Annotated in this window: 17 protein-coding genes and 1 tRNA gene; 16 read left to right on the forward strand and 2 right to left on the reverse strand. The window is 35.1% G+C overall.

Going from position 1 to position 16,181, the window contains the following annotated elements; all coding sequences use genetic code 11:
* Positions 1 to 4: 4 nt before the first annotated feature.
* The 13 genes from C0Z22_RS15565 (at position 5) to C0Z22_RS15625 (ending at position 13,857) form a co-directional block, all read left to right on the forward strand.
* Entirely contained in the window at positions 5 to 1,045 is a 1,041-nt protein-coding gene (locus tag C0Z22_RS15565) for a rod shape-determining protein (protein WP_021266421.1), read from the forward strand.
* 19 nt (positions 1,046 to 1,064) lie between these two features.
* Positions 1,065 to 1,856, forward strand: a complete 792-nt coding sequence (locus tag C0Z22_RS15570) for a hypothetical protein (RefSeq protein WP_103219286.1) — start codon at positions 1,065 to 1,067, stop codon at positions 1,854 to 1,856.
* 3 nt (positions 1,857 to 1,859) lie between these two features.
* Positions 1,860 to 2,615 carry a hypothetical protein gene (locus C0Z22_RS15575; RefSeq protein ID WP_103219287.1) on the forward strand — a complete coding sequence of 252 codons (756 nt, stop codon included), beginning with the start codon at positions 1,860 to 1,862 and terminating at the stop codon, positions 2,613 to 2,615.
* Positions 2,612 to 3,508 (forward strand): ABC transporter permease, encoded by an 897-nt coding sequence (locus tag C0Z22_RS15580; RefSeq protein WP_103219288.1) that lies wholly within the window; start codon positions 2,612 to 2,614, stop codon positions 3,506 to 3,508. Before C0Z22_RS15575 ends, C0Z22_RS15580 begins: the two co-directional genes overlap by 4 nt.
* Positions 3,508 to 4,335 (forward strand): ABC transporter permease, encoded by an 828-nt coding sequence (locus tag C0Z22_RS15585; protein ID WP_103219289.1) that lies wholly within the window; start codon positions 3,508 to 3,510, stop codon positions 4,333 to 4,335. The genes C0Z22_RS15580 and C0Z22_RS15585 overlap by 1 nt, the downstream gene beginning before the upstream one ends.
* On the forward strand, positions 4,336 to 5,397 hold the full coding sequence (nagZ, locus tag C0Z22_RS15590; protein ID WP_103219290.1) for a beta-N-acetylhexosaminidase: 1,062 nt from the start codon (positions 4,336 to 4,338) through the stop codon (positions 5,395 to 5,397). It begins immediately after the preceding gene.
* 97 nt (positions 5,398 to 5,494) lie between these two features.
* Complete coding sequence (locus C0Z22_RS15595) at positions 5,495 to 6,679, forward strand: type II secretion system F family protein (RefSeq protein ID WP_158246955.1); 1,185 nt, start codon at positions 5,495 to 5,497, stop codon at positions 6,677 to 6,679.
* The gene (locus C0Z22_RS15600) at positions 6,679 to 7,017 is read left to right on the forward strand and encodes a DUF192 domain-containing protein (RefSeq protein WP_103219292.1); all 339 of its coding nucleotides are present in this window, start codon (positions 6,679 to 6,681) and stop codon (positions 7,015 to 7,017) included. Before C0Z22_RS15595 ends, C0Z22_RS15600 begins: the two co-directional genes overlap by 1 nt.
* Positions 7,005 to 8,576 carry an FHA domain-containing protein gene (locus C0Z22_RS15605; RefSeq protein ID WP_103219293.1) on the forward strand — a complete coding sequence of 524 codons (1,572 nt, stop codon included), beginning with the start codon at positions 7,005 to 7,007 and terminating at the stop codon, positions 8,574 to 8,576. Before C0Z22_RS15600 ends, C0Z22_RS15605 begins: the two co-directional genes overlap by 13 nt.
* A 6-nt stretch (positions 8,577 to 8,582) precedes the next feature.
* Complete coding sequence (locus C0Z22_RS15610; protein WP_103219294.1) at positions 8,583 to 9,587, forward strand: FHA domain-containing protein; 1,005 nt, start codon at positions 8,583 to 8,585, stop codon at positions 9,585 to 9,587.
* Positions 9,568 to 11,811, forward strand: coding sequence for an FHA domain-containing protein (locus C0Z22_RS15615; protein WP_103219295.1), 2,244 nt, complete (start codon positions 9,568 to 9,570; stop codon positions 11,809 to 11,811). Before C0Z22_RS15610 ends, C0Z22_RS15615 begins: the two co-directional genes overlap by 20 nt.
* Entirely contained in the window at positions 11,808 to 12,551 is a 744-nt protein-coding gene (locus C0Z22_RS15620) for a PP2C family serine/threonine-protein phosphatase (protein WP_103219296.1), read from the forward strand. Before C0Z22_RS15615 ends, C0Z22_RS15620 begins: the two co-directional genes overlap by 4 nt.
* Positions 12,552 to 12,624: 73 nt before the next feature.
* Positions 12,625 to 13,857: a response regulator gene (locus C0Z22_RS15625; RefSeq protein WP_103219297.1), complete on the forward strand. Its 1,233-nt coding sequence runs from the start codon at positions 12,625 to 12,627 to the stop codon at positions 13,855 to 13,857.
* Here C0Z22_RS15625 and C0Z22_RS15630 read toward each other — a convergent pair whose 3' ends face one another.
* Complete coding sequence (locus C0Z22_RS15630; protein ID WP_103219298.1) at positions 13,858 to 14,526, reverse strand: biotin--[acetyl-CoA-carboxylase] ligase; 669 nt, start codon at positions 14,524 to 14,526, stop codon at positions 13,858 to 13,860. It lies immediately after the preceding gene.
* A 44-nt stretch (positions 14,527 to 14,570) separates the two neighbouring features.
* Between C0Z22_RS15630 and rph the strand changes: the two genes are divergently transcribed.
* From rph to C0Z22_RS15645, 3 genes are all read left to right on the forward strand, one after another.
* Entirely contained in the window at positions 14,571 to 15,278 is a 708-nt protein-coding gene (gene rph, locus C0Z22_RS15635; protein ID WP_103219299.1) for a ribonuclease PH, read from the forward strand.
* Positions 15,278 to 15,853 carry an RdgB/HAM1 family non-canonical purine NTP pyrophosphatase gene (rdgB, locus tag C0Z22_RS15640; protein WP_103219300.1) on the forward strand — a complete coding sequence of 192 codons (576 nt, stop codon included), beginning with the start codon at positions 15,278 to 15,280 and terminating at the stop codon, positions 15,851 to 15,853. The genes rph and rdgB overlap by 1 nt, the downstream gene beginning before the upstream one ends.
* Positions 15,854 to 15,923: 70 nt before the next feature.
* A tRNA-Pro gene (locus tag C0Z22_RS15645) sits at positions 15,924 to 16,000 on the forward strand.
* Positions 16,001 to 16,016: 16 nt separating this feature from the next.
* Here the strand turns inward: C0Z22_RS15645 and C0Z22_RS15650 are convergent.
* Positions 16,017 to 16,181, reverse strand: a 165-nt coding sequence (locus tag C0Z22_RS15650; protein ID WP_199177581.1) for an Lrp/AsnC ligand binding domain-containing protein, incomplete at its 5' end; no start/stop codon positions are given.

Consider the following 16,181-nt stretch of genomic DNA (forward strand, 5'->3'; position numbering starts at 1 on the left):
TGAAATGTTAAAGCAATTTTTTAATTTCTTCTCAAACGATCTCGCGATCGATTTAGGTACAGCGAATATTCTTGTATACGCTAAGGACAGAGGGATCATCGTGAATGAACCATCTGTAGTTGCGGTACACCAAGGATATAAGGGTACTGGATCAAAGGTTCTAGCTGTTGGTGCGGAAGCTAAGCAAATGCTTGGTCGTACACCAGGGTCTATCCAAGCGATTCGTCCTATGAGAGATGGAGTAATCGCAGACTTTGAAGTAACTGGTGCCATGCTTAAGTACTTCATCCAAAAATCACTATCAGGTTCAAAGCTAGTAAAGCCAAGAATCATTATTTGTATTCCTTTCGGTATTACTCAAGTTGAAAAACGTGCAGTAAAGGAATCTGCTGAACAAGCAGGTGCTCGTGAAGTTTACTTAATTGAAGAGCCAATGGCCGCTGCAATTGGTGCAGGACTTCCAATTACTGAACCTTCAGGAAATATGATTGTTGATATTGGTGGTGGGACAACTGAAGTTGCAGTCATTTCACTTGGTGGTATCGTTTACTCTCAATCTGAAAGAGTTGCAGGTGATAAGTTTGATGAAGCAATTGCTTCTTACATCAAGAAAAAATACTCATTATTAATTGGTGAAAGAACTGCAGAACAAATCAAAATGTCGATTGGTAATGCATACCCATTTGATGATGAAGTAAGAACATATGAAGTTAAGGGCCGTGACCTAGTTGCTGGTGCTCCTAAAATTATCGAAGTTACTTCTGACGAAATCAGAGATGCACTTTCTGATCCTATCGCTGAAGTAGTTGAAGCAATTAAGACTTCATTAGAAAAAACTCCTCCAGAACTAGCTGCCGATATCGTTGATAACGGAATCATTCTAGCTGGTGGTGGTTCTCTTCTTGCAAACCTAGATGTTTTAATTAAAGAAAGAACTGGTCTTCCAGTTGCTCTTGCTGAAGATCCATTAACATGTGTTGTTCGTGGATGTGGTAAGGCACTAGAGTCAATCGATCTTTTAAAACAAGTAGCGACTCTATCATAAGTCGAAAATAGGTTTACAATTGAATTCTCAAAATCTTTTTATCGAATTAGAGCTCTCTGATATAAAACTAAAAATCAGGGAGCTCATTGCCACAAAGAGTAAATTAAAAATTTGGACTAACTCACAGCAGGTAGCTTCTGTTGAGATTTTTGCGATTGAAGAAGATACTCTTATTGTAGATGATAATCACGCTCTTGATGGAGTCGTGATGGCGAACTTTAGCCTTCGTTATATGAGCTACTTTTTTAAAGGTGTCATTGAAGGTGGTAATCTAAAAATCGAAGGGAAAGTATATCGAAGTGAAAGAAGAGGGGATATGAGATTTAATGTCTCATATATGACATCTTCATATCTATATTTTGATGCAGTCGAAGAAGATACACCGTCTGCAGATAATGTACTTCAATTCAATAAATCTAAAAATAAAGAGGACTCATTCATTAAAGACTTTTCTTATTCGATGAATGATTTTCCAGAGCTAAGAGGTGCAAAATTAATTGATATCTCAAGTAATGGTGCTTCTTTTGTAATGTCTCTTCAAGACTTTAAAAATTTCTCTAACAAAAAGTTTTCAATGGGAACTCTAGTTTTAGAGAAAAACTCATATGATATTTCAAATATTCAAAAAGTTTACGATATTGATTATGTAAATTTCAGACTTGATAATATTCCGATGAAGAAAATTGGGATTAAGTTTGAAAGTAATGGAGATTTAGATTCATACTTAAAAGAGCTTGATGATAAATCTATAATTTTAACTTCACTTGATGAGGAATTTAATAAGTATATTAATCAACAAATAGAGGAGTAGTTTATGTTGCGACCTCTTGGTGTGCTTTTTTTATTTTTAATTACTTCATGTAGTATACTGAAAGAAGATATTAATGATCAGCTATCGGCCAGTGCTAATCAGTATAAGCAATTGGAAGTCAGTGGTGAATATCTTGTTGATACAATGTCAGGATTCAATAAGAATCGTGAATATGTACGAAAAACTCAAATCATTTCACCTGTAAATAAATCCAAAGTTTATGAAAAGACAATTGTAATCTCTAAGCAAAAGAAGATTGCTAAGGATGTATTCTTTTTAGTTCCAATTAAATACGAATCCACTTTTTTCTTGAATAATGATATTTACACCGTGAGTGGTCAGATTGATTTAAAAAGTAGAAAGATTTTTTATAATCTGAATTCTCCTGAATATAAGTGGCTTGGACAGCGTGAGTATGATGTTCCTAAAAATGTTAAGGCCATATGTTTCTATGCATCTATTGTTGAGTGTGCAAAGGTTTCGGGCTTTATTAAGAAGGCCATTGATAAAAAGAATGGAGACATGAATTTTCATATTCTTTGGGAAAGCTTTCCATATTTCCAAGAACAATATTTAAATATACCAAAAGAGATTTTATCTGAAGCAAGATTGAGTTTTGATGATTTCGATAAGAATGGAAATTATCGTTTTCTTTTATCAGCTGGCGGACAAGAACAAGTATATATATTAAATAAGAGTTTAGATGTTGTTGGTCACTACTGGGCATCTCAAGGTCTATCAAAAGAGTTGGTAAAATGAAATTATTCTTAAAGTCATTTTTGACATTATTCTTTGCTATCACGACAATTTTCTTCGCGCTGAGATTAACTCCGGGGGATCCAGTCGAAAGACTTCTTGGTCCTGAAGCAAAAGTAGAAGAAATTCAAAAATACCGTGCTGAGCTTGGCTTAGATAAAGGTTTAGTTGAGCAATACGTTGATTTTGCAAAAGGTATTATTACTTTAGATTTAGGTAAATCATTCTTTAAGAAAGATCCTGTTGTGAAATTAATAAAAGATAACTTGCCTCCAACAGTTATTTTGGCACTAGTATCGATATTAATATCAACTCCTATAGGAATTGGCATAGGAGTTATCTCTGCGATAAAAAAATCTCAATTACCTGATACCGCAATTCGAGTTGTCACACTAACTCTACTTTCATTTCCAATCTTCTCACTTGCGCCACTACTTGTTTTAGTTTTTTCTATCAAACTCGGTATATTCCCAGTTTCGCAATGGACTTCTATAAAGCATATGATTATTCCAGTTACAACTTTAGTATTACCGCTGTCATCTGTAATTGTAAGGGTTATGAGGAATAAGTATCTTGAAGAAGAGTCACAACTATGGGTCTTAGTTTTAAATGCTAAAGGCTTATCTAATTCAGCAATAGTCTATCGTCTTGTGAAAATTTGTATGCCAACGATTTTAAATGTAGTTGCGATTCAGTTATCCGTTGTTCTTGCTGGTACGGTTATTACAGAAACTATTTTTGATATTCCGGGTTTAGGCTCTCTTTTATTTGAAGCAATAAATAATCGTGACTATCCACTTGTTCAGGGAATTATTGCATACTCTACAGTTATCTATATGCTCGTTTATGTATTAGTTGATTACTTAAATGAAAAGATTGATCCAAGGATAGGTTAATGAGAAAGAAGAAAATAAATAATGAAATGATCTTCGGTGGCTTTATTCTATCAATTTATATTATGTGGGCAGTCTTGTGGCTACTAATGAATGGATTTGATTATACTCCATCAAGTATTATATCTCATGAATTATTTAAGCCTTTTTCACATGACTATTTTTTAGGTACTGATATTAATGGTAGAAGTTTATTTAAAGTACTAAGTGTCGGTCTTATCTATACAGTAGGTATTTCATTACTTATTAGTTCAAGTGCATGTTTAATCGGTATAATTATTGGATATCTTTCTGCGATAAAAATAAAGTTTGTGTCCGAAATAATGGATATGTTTACTAATTTAATTTTTATTTTTCCTAGTATTTTACTCGCCATTCTTGTTATGTCTTTTTCTGGGCAATCATTTACAGGATTGGTACTTTGTTTAATTTTTACTTCATGGCCTGGTTACGCTCGTATTGCTCGCGGTGAGACAATGCGTGTTTTAAATTTAGGATATGTAGAAAGTGCTAGAGCAATTGGTGTAAGTGAATTTCGTTTATTTTATAAGTCAATTTTACCAAGTATTGTGCCAGTTATTTCCATTCACTTTGTTCTTGGAATAAGTGGAGTTATAATTAGTGAAGCTAGTTTAGGATTCCTTGGATTAGGGGCAAGTGAATACTCGTGGGGAGCAATCCTTGCTATGGCGAAGTTAGTTTTATTAGAAGCACCTCATGTTGTTATCGTGACGAGCTTACTAATGACTGGTTTAATTATTTCGTTAAATCTTTTTGGCGATGGCCTTAGAGATTACTTAGATCCAAAACTTAAAGGTAAAGGCAAATAGATGAATAATATATTAGGTCAATTATTTATTACTGGTATAAGTGGTACACAGTTAACGACTGAGGAAGAAAATTTCATTCAAAAAGAAAATATTGGTGGAGTTATTCTTTTTAAACAAAACTATGAGTCACCAGCTCAATTGGCAGAATTAATTAATAATATTCAATCATTAAGGGATAATTATCCACTCTTTATCGCAACAGACCACGAAGGTGGAAGAGTACAGAGATTTCGTGAAGGCTTCACTGTAATTCCACCAATGCTAGATGTTGCAAGAACAGATTCACCAAAATTATGTTTTGAAATCTCTCAGCTAATGTCTAATGAGTTACTAAGTTGTGGTGTTAATCTTAATCTGGGTCCAGTTTGTGATATTTTCACGAATCCAAAAAATACTGTTATTGGTGATCGCTCATTTGGTGATAACGCCGACGAAGTCACTAAGTTTGTTTCGGCCATAATTCGCGGTCAGCAAACTAGTGGGATTATGTCATGCGCTAAGCACTTTCCTGGCCATGGTGATACTTTAGAGGATTCGCACTTTAAATTACCTGTTGTTAATAAGTCGCTAGAAGAACTGAGAGAAAGTGAATTTATTCCATTTGTAAAAGCAGTAAAAGCCAGAGTGGACTTTGTCATGATGGCCCACTTAAAAGTCGACGCAATTGATCCAGAAAATATTTGTACATTTTCAAAAAAAGCATATGAACTAATCCGTGAGGAACTGCGCTTTAAAAAAGTTATCATAACTGATGATATGGAAATGAAGGCCATTTCAGATGAAATTACAATCGGCGAAGCAGCTCTTAAAGCTCTAACAGCTGGAGCAGATGTAGTGGAATATCGTTCTTTTGAAGCTTGTCGTGAAGCCTATACATATGTGAAGCAAGCTTTTGAAGCTGGTGATATTGATAAAGTTGATATCTCTCAAAAATATGAACGTGTCTTAGAGCTTAAGAAAAAATACCTATCAAATTACTCACCTACTTATATTCCAGATGTTGCTGGTAAGGTTGGTACTCGTGAGAATTTATCTATTGTTGAGCAGGTTAATCAAGGTTAGCACATAGGGCCAATATTGCCTCTAACTGCTTGAAATCAATTATTTTTGATATTCTTATGTTATGACTAAAGGTCTCATAACTTCCTTATTGTTTTATATGTTTACGTTGCTCGTTGCATTCGATGCAAATGCGCAGAGCTACGGAAATTATTCAAAGCGCGATCACGCAAATTTACTTGATGTCTCTTGTAAAAAAGGAAATCAATCGAGTTGTTTTGAGCAAGGACTTCTTTACCAAACATTTACTGATAAAAGCTTTAAGCAAGATGGAATTAACTATCCTGCCGAAGGTAAGAAGCTAATTATTAGTGCCTGTCAAAATGGTGAGCAGAACGCTTGTGATTATCGAAAAGGTGCGGAGTTATTTGAAAGTTCACAGCTTCTAATGTGGGCCGGAATTATTCTTATTGGTATTGCTGTTTATATTGTCACGCAGATGATGTTTCAAGATAATGAATCTTTCCAAGCTGCGCAAAAATTAGAAGAAGGTGGTTCTAAGAAAGCTGAGAATGTAAAAAAGCACGGCTTTATTCTTCAATATTCGAGACCATTTTTTAAACGCTATATTTCACCAATTGTTTCTTCTATGAAAAATAAGAAGAAGATTAAAGAGAAGTATAAAAGAAAGCTAGCAAGTGCTGGTTTAACTGAAGATATGACTCCTGAGGATTTCTTCGCATTTAAGTTATTTCTTATTATTGGTTTCCCAATTATGTTCTTAGCTGTCAGAGAATTTACTGAAGCAGACTGGAAACTTTCTCTTATTCCTGTAATGGCAATTGTTGGATTCTTATATCCGGACATTTGGATTAAAGGAAAAATTGAACAACGCCAAAAAGATATTATCAACGGAATGCCTTTTTCAGTTGATATGCTAGCACTATCTGTTGAAGCAGGACTAGACTTTATTGCTGCGATGACTAAGGTTGTAGATAAAGCTAAACCTGGTCCACTTACACAAGAATTTGAAATTCTTCTTAAAGAAATTAAAATTGGGGCCAGTCGTGCAGAAGCTCTAAGAAATATGGCATGGCGAGTGGACTTAATTCAGATTTCTTCATTTTGTGCAACTCTAATTGCTGCAGACTCTGTTGGTGCTTCAATTGGACCAATTCTAAAAGCACTCTCAATTGAGATTAGACAAAAGAAATCAGCGCAGATTGAAAAAGAAGGTGCAACTGCTGCAACAAAGATTCTTTTTCCAATGATGGCCTTTATTGTACCTTCAGTTCTTCTTATGATCTTTGCTCCACTCGTTGTTGAGCTAGTTGGAGGGAATTAATGAAGATTTCTTGTAATGGTATTGAAATATGTAAGCAGGCCATTGTTGCAGATTCTTTTTATAAGAAACTAAAGGGGCTGATGTTTTCTCAGAGCATGGATGGCTTTGATGGCATGATTTTTTATGGAACAAATGCAATTCATACCTGTTTTATGAATTATAAAATCGATGTTGTCTTCTTTAATAGTAAGAATGAAATTAAGAAAATATACCGTGGACTTAAACCATGGAGACATACGCAAATTGTTTTTAGTGCAAGTCGTGTACTAGAGTTGGCAGATGGACAATTGCCTCAAGAGATTAAGGAAGGGGATACTCTAGAGTTATGTATAAATTAGTTGTTGTTGCAGGTAAACTGCGTGGACAGGAATATATTTTAGAGGAAGGGGAAAATACCCTAGGGCGCTCAGAGGATTGTAGCGTTCACTTTCCTGTAAATGGTGTTTCAAAGAAGCACTTATCCGTTACTGTTACTCAAGATGTAGCTTTTGTTAAAGATCTTGGAAGTTCAAATGGTACATTTGTTAATGGTAAAGCAGTCAAAAGGGCCACTGTTAAAAATGGAGACAAGATAGCTCTTCCTGATTCAATTCTTCAAGTCGTTTTTGTAAAAGAGAAAAAGAAGATTATTAAAAAAAGAATTGAAACTGTTGAAGAAGATGATGAACCAACATATATCACTGGTGGTGAAATGCCAGAGAATATCTTTGGAAAGATCATCTGGCTTTTTAAATATCGATTAATGCCACTAATTCATGGAATTAATGAAGAATATGAATGGCGTGTTCTTACTGGTATCTTACTTTCTATCTTCGTTGTTGTGACGGTAACTCTAACTATTTTTCCAGTAATGAAAACGTCTCAGAGTCTACTTCTTTTAGAAGTTGCTAAGCGTGGTGCACATTATGCGGATGAAATTAAAAGACAAAATAGAGGTGCATTAGCTAGAAAAGATCTTGATCGTGTTGATACAAAGTTTATGGAACAAGGAAATAACGGTGTTGTTTCTTATGATCTATTTGATATTGACGGACGAATTGTTAGACCGCTAACAAAGCTAAATATGTACATTGATGATCCTTTCTCTGTTCAAGTAAGAGAGTGGGCCGAAAAGACAATGAAGAACTCTAGTGACCTTCCTATGGTAAGTCGATTGTCAAACGGTGAAATTGGAATCGGTCAAAAGATTAAGGCAACAAATGTTAAGACAGGTAACCTTGATGTTGTTGGTGTAATCGCCATTCGTTTTAAACCAGCATCAATTGCGGATGAGGCATCTAAAAGTAGGGTTGCTTACCTAGAGGCACTAATTACGTCATTTATTGCTTCAATCATCTTCTTTGCCATTGTTTATTATATGACGATTAGACATCTAGATGAAATGAAGTTTCAGATTGAAGAGGCCTTAAGAGGAAATCGAAAAAGTGTTGATAGTGAATATTTATGGTCTGAGATTGATCCATTACGTTCATCTATAAATTCCATGATTCAAAGAATTAGAGAGCTGCAGAAAACTGACGATGATATGAGTTTTGATGAAATGGAAAGTGATGAGTCCTATGTTTCAAGCTTATATGAATTTATGCAAGGGGCACAGGGAGCTGTCCTTGTTCTAGATTCACAAAAGAATCTTTCTCATATTAATACGCTAGCAGAAGATATCACGGCGATTAGAGGTAGCTCTTCTGAAGGGATGAGCCTCTTAGATGTGGCACGTGAAAAGGGATTTGCAGCGACAATAATTGAGTTATGTGATGCCTCTGCGGATAATGGAGGAACGTCTCAGAAAGGTGAATATGAGCTTTCTGGGCATTTCTATAATATTTTTGTTACGAGTTTAATAGGGCGAGATAACTTTGCAAAGGCGTTCTATGTTACACTAATTAAAGAGGACTAAGTATAAATGGTTGCCGCAATTAGAATGACAAAGAATTTATCTTCCCCAGAATCATCTGGGCAGTACCATCGTATTATTTGTATGACTGGTAAGAATAAAGGTATTTGTTATTACTTAAACGGTAATCGAGTAGTTCTTGGTCGTCTAAGTTCTAATGATATTCAAATTCTTGATACTCAAGCTTCAAGAGAACACATTGAATTAACTCGTGTTAATAATGAATATACTCTTACCGATCTTAAGTCTCAAAATGGTGTCATGGTAAATGACTTGAAAGTGACTCAACATAAACTTAAGTCTGGTGATAAGATTATTGTTGGCTCTACAGTTTTTAAGTACTCATTCATCGAAGTAAAAGAGGAGAAGGCCCTCGTGGAATATGAGGACCCTGAAGAAGACGAAGATGATGAAGATGAGGAAGAAGAGGAAGAGGTAAAGAAGAAAGCCAAAGCTAAGAAAAAGAAAGGTCCTGCAACACCTGAGGAAAAGAGAAAGAAACTTATCTATATTGCAGTAGCAGTTATGGGCCTGTTCTTTTTTATGGATGGTGGTGATACAAAAACAAAGAAGGCAACAGTAAAAAAAGAAGGAAGTTCAATTATTGATTCCTCAAATAGTAATACTGGCCGTAAATATGTTGAAGATCTTGAAACTCGTGAGAAAGTTGAAGCTTATATTCACCGTGGTAGACGAGAAGCACGTGAAGGAAACTACTTTAGAGCAATGCAGGAATTTAATCTAGCTCTAACACTTGATCCAAATGATGGTAACGCTGCTTATCACTTAAATATTGCAAAACAGAGACTTGATGAAAAAATTAAAGATATGTTCAATCAAGCAACAAAGAATAAAGATTCTTTAAAATATAATAGAGCTTTAGGTACATATTGCTCAATTTATAAACTTTTAATTGAATACAAGACAGATGAGCGCTTTATCGAAGCTAAAAAGAACGTTGAAGATATGGCCGAAAAATTAGGGATGAAAAAGAGTGATAATTACTGTTTCTAAAAATGGAACAATTCTTAATCGTATTGAGATTAATGATCAGGTGATCATGGGGCAGAGCTCTAGCTTTCTTATTGGTCGATCTGATGAAGCTCATGTTCACTTAGATGATCCACAAATTTCAAGGCGATTAGCAAGCCTTAATTTTAATGGTGTCAGTTGGACTTTAAATAAGTTATCAACATATGACACTGTTCTTGTTAATAACGCTCCAATGTTTTTAGAGGAAATACCAGTATCGAGTGGCTATTACCTCGTTTGTAATGAATTTAAAGTTCTTTTTGAAAGTCTAGAAGTTGAAAGTCCAGTTGGTGATGATCCTGTTGAAGAAATCGTTAACGTTGAGCCAGAGTTACCTGAAGATGATTTTGAAGCCGCTGAACAAAATGATATTGAAGAAGAAACATCTATCATAGATGGTGGATCTGACTTTGAAGAAGAAACTCAAGCTTTTGATGCACCTACTGAAGAGGAATCATCTGATAACGAGAATGAGTTTAATACTGAAGAGCCTCTTGATTCTCAAGAAGGTGGTTTTGAAGAATTTGGACAGCAGGAAGAAGGATTCTCAGAAGGCTTCGATGAAAACTATGAAGAAAATTATGATGATGGTTATGATGACAACTATGGTGATGAATCTTACGACATTGATACATTAGACGATGATATTGGGGATAAAACTCAAGTATTCTCTGGCTTTGCAAATTTTGTTCTAGAGTTATTTGGTGAAGATGTTCCTTATGATCATTTTAATTTAGACCTGCCTGAAACATATATTGGTCGTGATCCAAGTAAATGTCAGATTGTCTTATCTGATCCTGAAGTCTCCTCAGTACATGCGGTAATTAAAAAGAATAAGATCACTTGTGTATTAGAAGATTTACAATCGGCCAATGGCACGATTTTAAATGGTAAGCGAATAAACCAAAAAGAGATCACAAATGGTGATGAATTTATTATTGGCTCAACTACTTTTACAGTTAAGATCGCTAGTGACTTTATAAAGAGTCAGCAAGATATGCTGATGCCTGTAGAAGATAACCAGGTAATTGAAGTCGAGGAAATTGTTGAAGTTTCTGATGATGACGAAGATTTTGATGGCCTTGAATTATCTGATGCTCCTTCAGCTAGTGAAGAAAAATCTATTATTAAGAGAATTCTTAATGACCCTGAAAAGCGTAAGAAAGTCCTAATCTATACTGTTGTATTATTGGGTCTTTATATGTTTTTATTTCCAGATAGTGGCGAGAAACCAAAACCAACGGCTAAAGATAAGCAGGCCAAGGAACAAAAAAAGAAACAGGTTGTTACCTCGGTTGATAAAAAGCTAACAAAAGAACAACAAGAAAAAGCAGAAGCTTTATATCAGTTAGCAACACGTTATGCTAATGAGGGTAATGTTGCGGAAGCAATTACTGAGTTTGAAAGGTTATTTATGATCACAAAAGATTATAAACAAGCCCAAACTTTCTATCAGTTGGCTAAGGATAAATATGCTGAGCTCGAAAAAGCAGAGCTTGAAAGACGTGCAGAAGAAAAGAGAAAATTAATTCAGGCAAAAGTTAAGACGCTTCTTGATAAAGCTACAGAAGCGGTAAAAGAGCGTAATGTCACTTTGTCTCGTGGACTATTTCAACAGATTAAAGAACTTGATCCTAATAATTATGATGTTGCTAACCTTGAGTTAGAACTGGATTCCTATATTAAGGAAAAAAATCGAAAGGAACTTGAAGAAGCGCAGAAGAAAGCTGAACGCCAGCGTATGGTAGATGCTCTTAAACCAGGTGAAACTTTATTTCTTCAAGAAGAATGGTATAAGGCAATTGGAGCTCTAGAGTTATTCATTAGTGAAAAATCAATGGATGAAGATCTAATGAAGAAAGCAATTGATATGCTTAAAAAGTCACGTCAGAATCTTAAGAATATAACTGGCCCACTTTTGGGTAAGGCCCGTTCACTTAAAGAAGCAGAAGATCTTAAGGCATCTTATGAAGTTTTTAAGGAAGTCTTACGCTATAATCCTAATGAATTAGATGCACAAAGTGAACTCGATGATATCAATGATACGTTAACGAGAAGAGCCCGTAAGGTATATCGTCAAGGTTTAATCTCTGAATCGTTAGGTTCATTTGAGGATGCCAGAGAAAAGTTTCAAGAGGTGCAACAAATCTCACCTATGGATAATGAATATTATATTAAAGCGAGTGAAAGGCTAAAAAATCTATGAGAGAAATTCAAAGCTTCTTTGCTAGAACACATCAAGGGCCATATCTTAATCTAAATGAGGATAATACCTTTATTAATCTTAAACAGAAAATTTTTGGTATATTTGATGGATTTGGAGGTTCTGGAATTTCTGATAGAAATCTAGAAAGTGCTAAGCAGTCAATTGATCTTTATTTCTCAAAGTTGTCTGGAGATCCGAATGCTACAATGCCTTACTTTTATTCACCTCAGTATGTACTAGAAACTAATGCTCTAGTGAATGCGATGTTTATTGCTCATAAAAACTTACTAAATATCAACAAGAGTAAACCTCTTAATGATAAAGGTGGGGTTTCTGCTGCTTTAACGATGCTTTCTGAAAATATTTTATCAATCGTTTCATGTGGTAATTGCTTGGTTCTTATGTACCGAGATGGGGATTTATCTCTAATTAATACACCTGATTGTGTTAAACAGATTTCAATTTCTGATAACTCGCACCAAAAAAGTACATTTCCTCTCGTTGCTTTGGGTCTTTATGAAGACTTATCCCCTAAAATTTGGGAGTTAAACGTAGAACCAAATGATCGTATTATTGTCTTAAGTGATGGTGTCTACGGAAGTTTAAGCCTTCATGATATTAAAAGAATTATTCAAGAATCAACTCAAGATGAAGTTATTCAGATTGATAATCTTTTTGACGGTGCAAATCGTCGAGGTAATCTAGATAATCAGTCAGCTATTATCTATTCAATCGTATAGAAACATACCGTAATCATTAAAACTGTCTCTTGCTTAGCTGGATTTTTTGCGTAACAATATATTGAGGTTTTATATGAGTAAAAAGGTATTAGTTGCTGACGACAGTCAGACAATCCAAAAAGTAATTAGTATTACATTCGCAAATCAAGATTTTGAAATTGTTTCAGCTCTTGATGAGTCTGAATTATTTTCTAAAAATGACGATTTTGATCTAATCTTATTAGACTTTGGTCTTTCAGATGATGGATATAAATTAGGTGAAGAAACACGTAAGAAGTTTCCTACAACTCCAGTTCTGGCCATGTTAGGAACATTTGATATCGTTGATGAAAATAAGCTTCGTAGTAGCGGATATTCTGACAAAGTTGTTAAGCCATTTGAAACAGAGAAATTTATTTCACTTTGTAATGAATTGATCGAAAGTGAAGTTTCAACAACAGATACAACACAAGATTTTTCAGATGATAATCAAGATGAGCTTGAAGATGATAATTTCTCTGGTTGGGATGTTGATAGCTCAATTGCCCAAACTGAAGAAGATAAGACTCAAGAATTTGATTTGAGTCAACACGATTCATTCACTGATGACGATGATTCAGATAATAATCTTGAGTCAGAATTGGATGGTTGGGGATTTGATCCTACTAATTTAAAGGGAAGTGATGTAACAAAAGAATTTGATACTCTACCTCCTGTTATAGAAAATTTACCTCCAAAAGAAGAGCAAGCTAGCTCGACAATACTCGATGTTAGTAACTACTTTGGAAATCTTGATGAAGAGATGGGTGATGACCTTGAGCTACCTAGTCAAGAAGAAGAATTAGAAGAAAATTTTGAGGATTCAGAAAGTGAAGAAGTAGAGCCTGTGTTTACTGAATCAGAGGAAAATGGTTTTGAATCGGACTTTTCAGATGACTTTGAAGAGATTTCTGATGAAAATCTATGGGACGCTGATGAGGAGTCTAGTGAAATGTTCTCTTCTCCAGAAGAAGATGAGCATGAGATAAATCTTTCTTCAGTAACTCAAATGAATGATGACTTTTCATTTGATACATCAACGACAGCATCAATTAATAGTGCAACTTACACAGCTCCATCTACTACGGCACCAGCTGTAAATATTGAAGAGCTTAAGGCCGAACTAAAGAATGAAGTTGCACCAATTATTGAAAAATTTGCACGCGAGTACTGTGAGCAAAATATTGAAAAGATTATTTGGGAAATCGTTCCTGATCTGGCCGAGAACTTAATTAAGAAAGAGCTTAAAAATATCAGCAAGCAAGTTCTTACATCAATTTCAGAATAACTATTTAATAACGAGAGAGCCTGTATAGGCTTTCTCTATTTTATCCTGAGTTTCAATAAGGGCCTCTCCAAAGTTTCCAATTCCTCTGAAAATACCTTTTAGAATAGAATCTTCGTCGATGATTTCGACTTCTTTATTTAGGTGATAACATCTGTCATTCCACTGTTTTATAATTTCTTCTTCTGTAAGACGATTGCCTAGTAAGTAGTTGTAAATATCTAGCGGAATACTTTCAAAATCATTCTCACTTAATTTCGTACCTTCTTTAAGCACACCATATGTCTCATGTGGAACACCTCCATAGTTAATACCTATTCCGACGATATAGTTATCATCATCTTTATTAACTAAGATCCCCATAATTTTTTGACTATTCTCATTAAAGATATCGTTGGGCCACTTAAGGAGGAGCTTGTGCTCTTTAAAATAATTACTAAGTATAACTGCTACTTCTAAAGCCAGTAGGGTTGGCTTTTGGCTTGCCTCTAATTTACAAGAGAAAGAAAGACTATCTTGTAAATCTTCCCACTTATTATGTCTTCGGCCCCTTGCCTCAGTTTGTACAGTTGCACTAATAAGTAATTGGTCATAATTACGTGCCTCTTCAATGGCAATTGTTTGAGTCGATGGAATTTCTTTAAAATGTAGGTGTTTCATAGATTTTCTCATTATGTTATTATCGAACAATACTAATAAATTCAGAGGTATTCAATATGTCACTTATCGAACGTTCTACTCCAAGAGAAGTTAAATTTTCTATTAATATCAACCCATATGCAGCAGGATCAGTTCTTGCAGAATTTGGTAATACAAAGGTTCATATCACTGCTTCGATAGAATCAAGTGTTCCTGGTTGGATGAAAGGTAGTGGAAAAGGTTGGGTGACAGCAGAATATTCAATGCTTCCAAGCTCTACTCACACAAGATCAAGAAGAGAGCGTTCAAAAATTGGTGGCCGTACTCAAGAAATCCAGCGCTTAATTGGCCGAAGCTTAAGAGCAATTATCGATCTTAAAAAATTAGGTGAGCGTATGATTACTCTTGATTGTGACGTTATGGTTGCAGACGGTGGAACAAGAACGACTTCAATCTCTGGGAGTTTTATTGCACTTGAACTTGCTATTCAAAGTTTAATCGCAAGTGGTGAGCTTTCTGAGAACCCAATTATAGAGCCTCTTGCAGCAATTAGTTGTGGAATTAACGGCGAAGGTAAAATCATTGCTGACTTAAATTATGAAGAGGATTCGAGCTGCGATACAGATATGAATATTGTTATGACTGAGTCTGGAAAATTTATTGAAGTACAGGGAACTGCTGAAGGTCAAGCATTCTCAAGAGAGCAAATGGATGCGCTAATGGATTGTGCTGCTGAATCTCTTAAGGTTGTTTTCTCAAAACAAAAAGAAGCACTAGGAAAGTAATGAAAAAATTTATTCTAGCTACTGGAAATGCTCATAAAGCCGAAGAATTTGCAGTTTTATTCAAAGAGACGAATATTTCAATTAATGCAGCTTCTGCAAAATTAGATGTTGTAGAAGATGGAAATACTTTTCAAGAGAATGCTCTTAAGAAAGCTCAAGCTTATTTTGAAGAGTTTAAAACTCCTGTCGTCGCAGATGATTCAGGAATTACTGTTGAAGCACTTCCTCAAGAGTTAGGAATATACTCTGCGCGTTTTGGTGGTGAAGGTTTAACAGATCGCCAAAGGGCCGAGCTATTATTAGATAAGTTAAATGGTGAGCAGAATCGAAATGCTTACTTTACTTGTGTCTTATGCTTTTATTTATCACCAGAGGAAATATATTTTTTTGAGGGGAGAATGGAAGGCGAGATTTCAGATAGTTACATTGGTGAAGGAGGCTTTGGTTACGATCCTGTATTTTGCCCAAAAGCCTTTCCAGATCAGACTGTAGCGCAATTAGAAGAGTGGAAAAACGAGAACTCCCATAGGGCCAAGGCCGTTGGTTCCGCTATAAAGTTTTTTCAAGAACTTTAAAAAGGTTTAATTTCTGGGTTGCCAAAAAGGTTCAGATCACTTATAAATAGCCTACCCAAAATTTCAATGTCGGAGTATAGCGCAGTTTGGTAGCGCACTTGCTTTGGGAGCAAGGGGTCGCAGGTTCAAATCCTGCTACTCCGACCATTTTTAAAATCCCTTTCTATTTTCTTTTATCTTTCGGTGACTCAAGCACTACGTATGTTGATATTGAATTTACCTGTGGAAGTGTTCCAAGAACTTCTGTGTGAAATGTTTTATATGAAACAAGATCAGTCGTTTCAATTCTTAGAATGTATTCAAAGGGTTCTACTCCCTTAATGGTGGA

Origin of the sequence: Halobacteriovorax sp. DA5 (assembly GCF_002903145.1) — a bacterium.
GTDB lineage: Bacteria > Bdellovibrionota > Bacteriovoracia > Bacteriovoracales > Bacteriovoracaceae > Halobacteriovorax_A.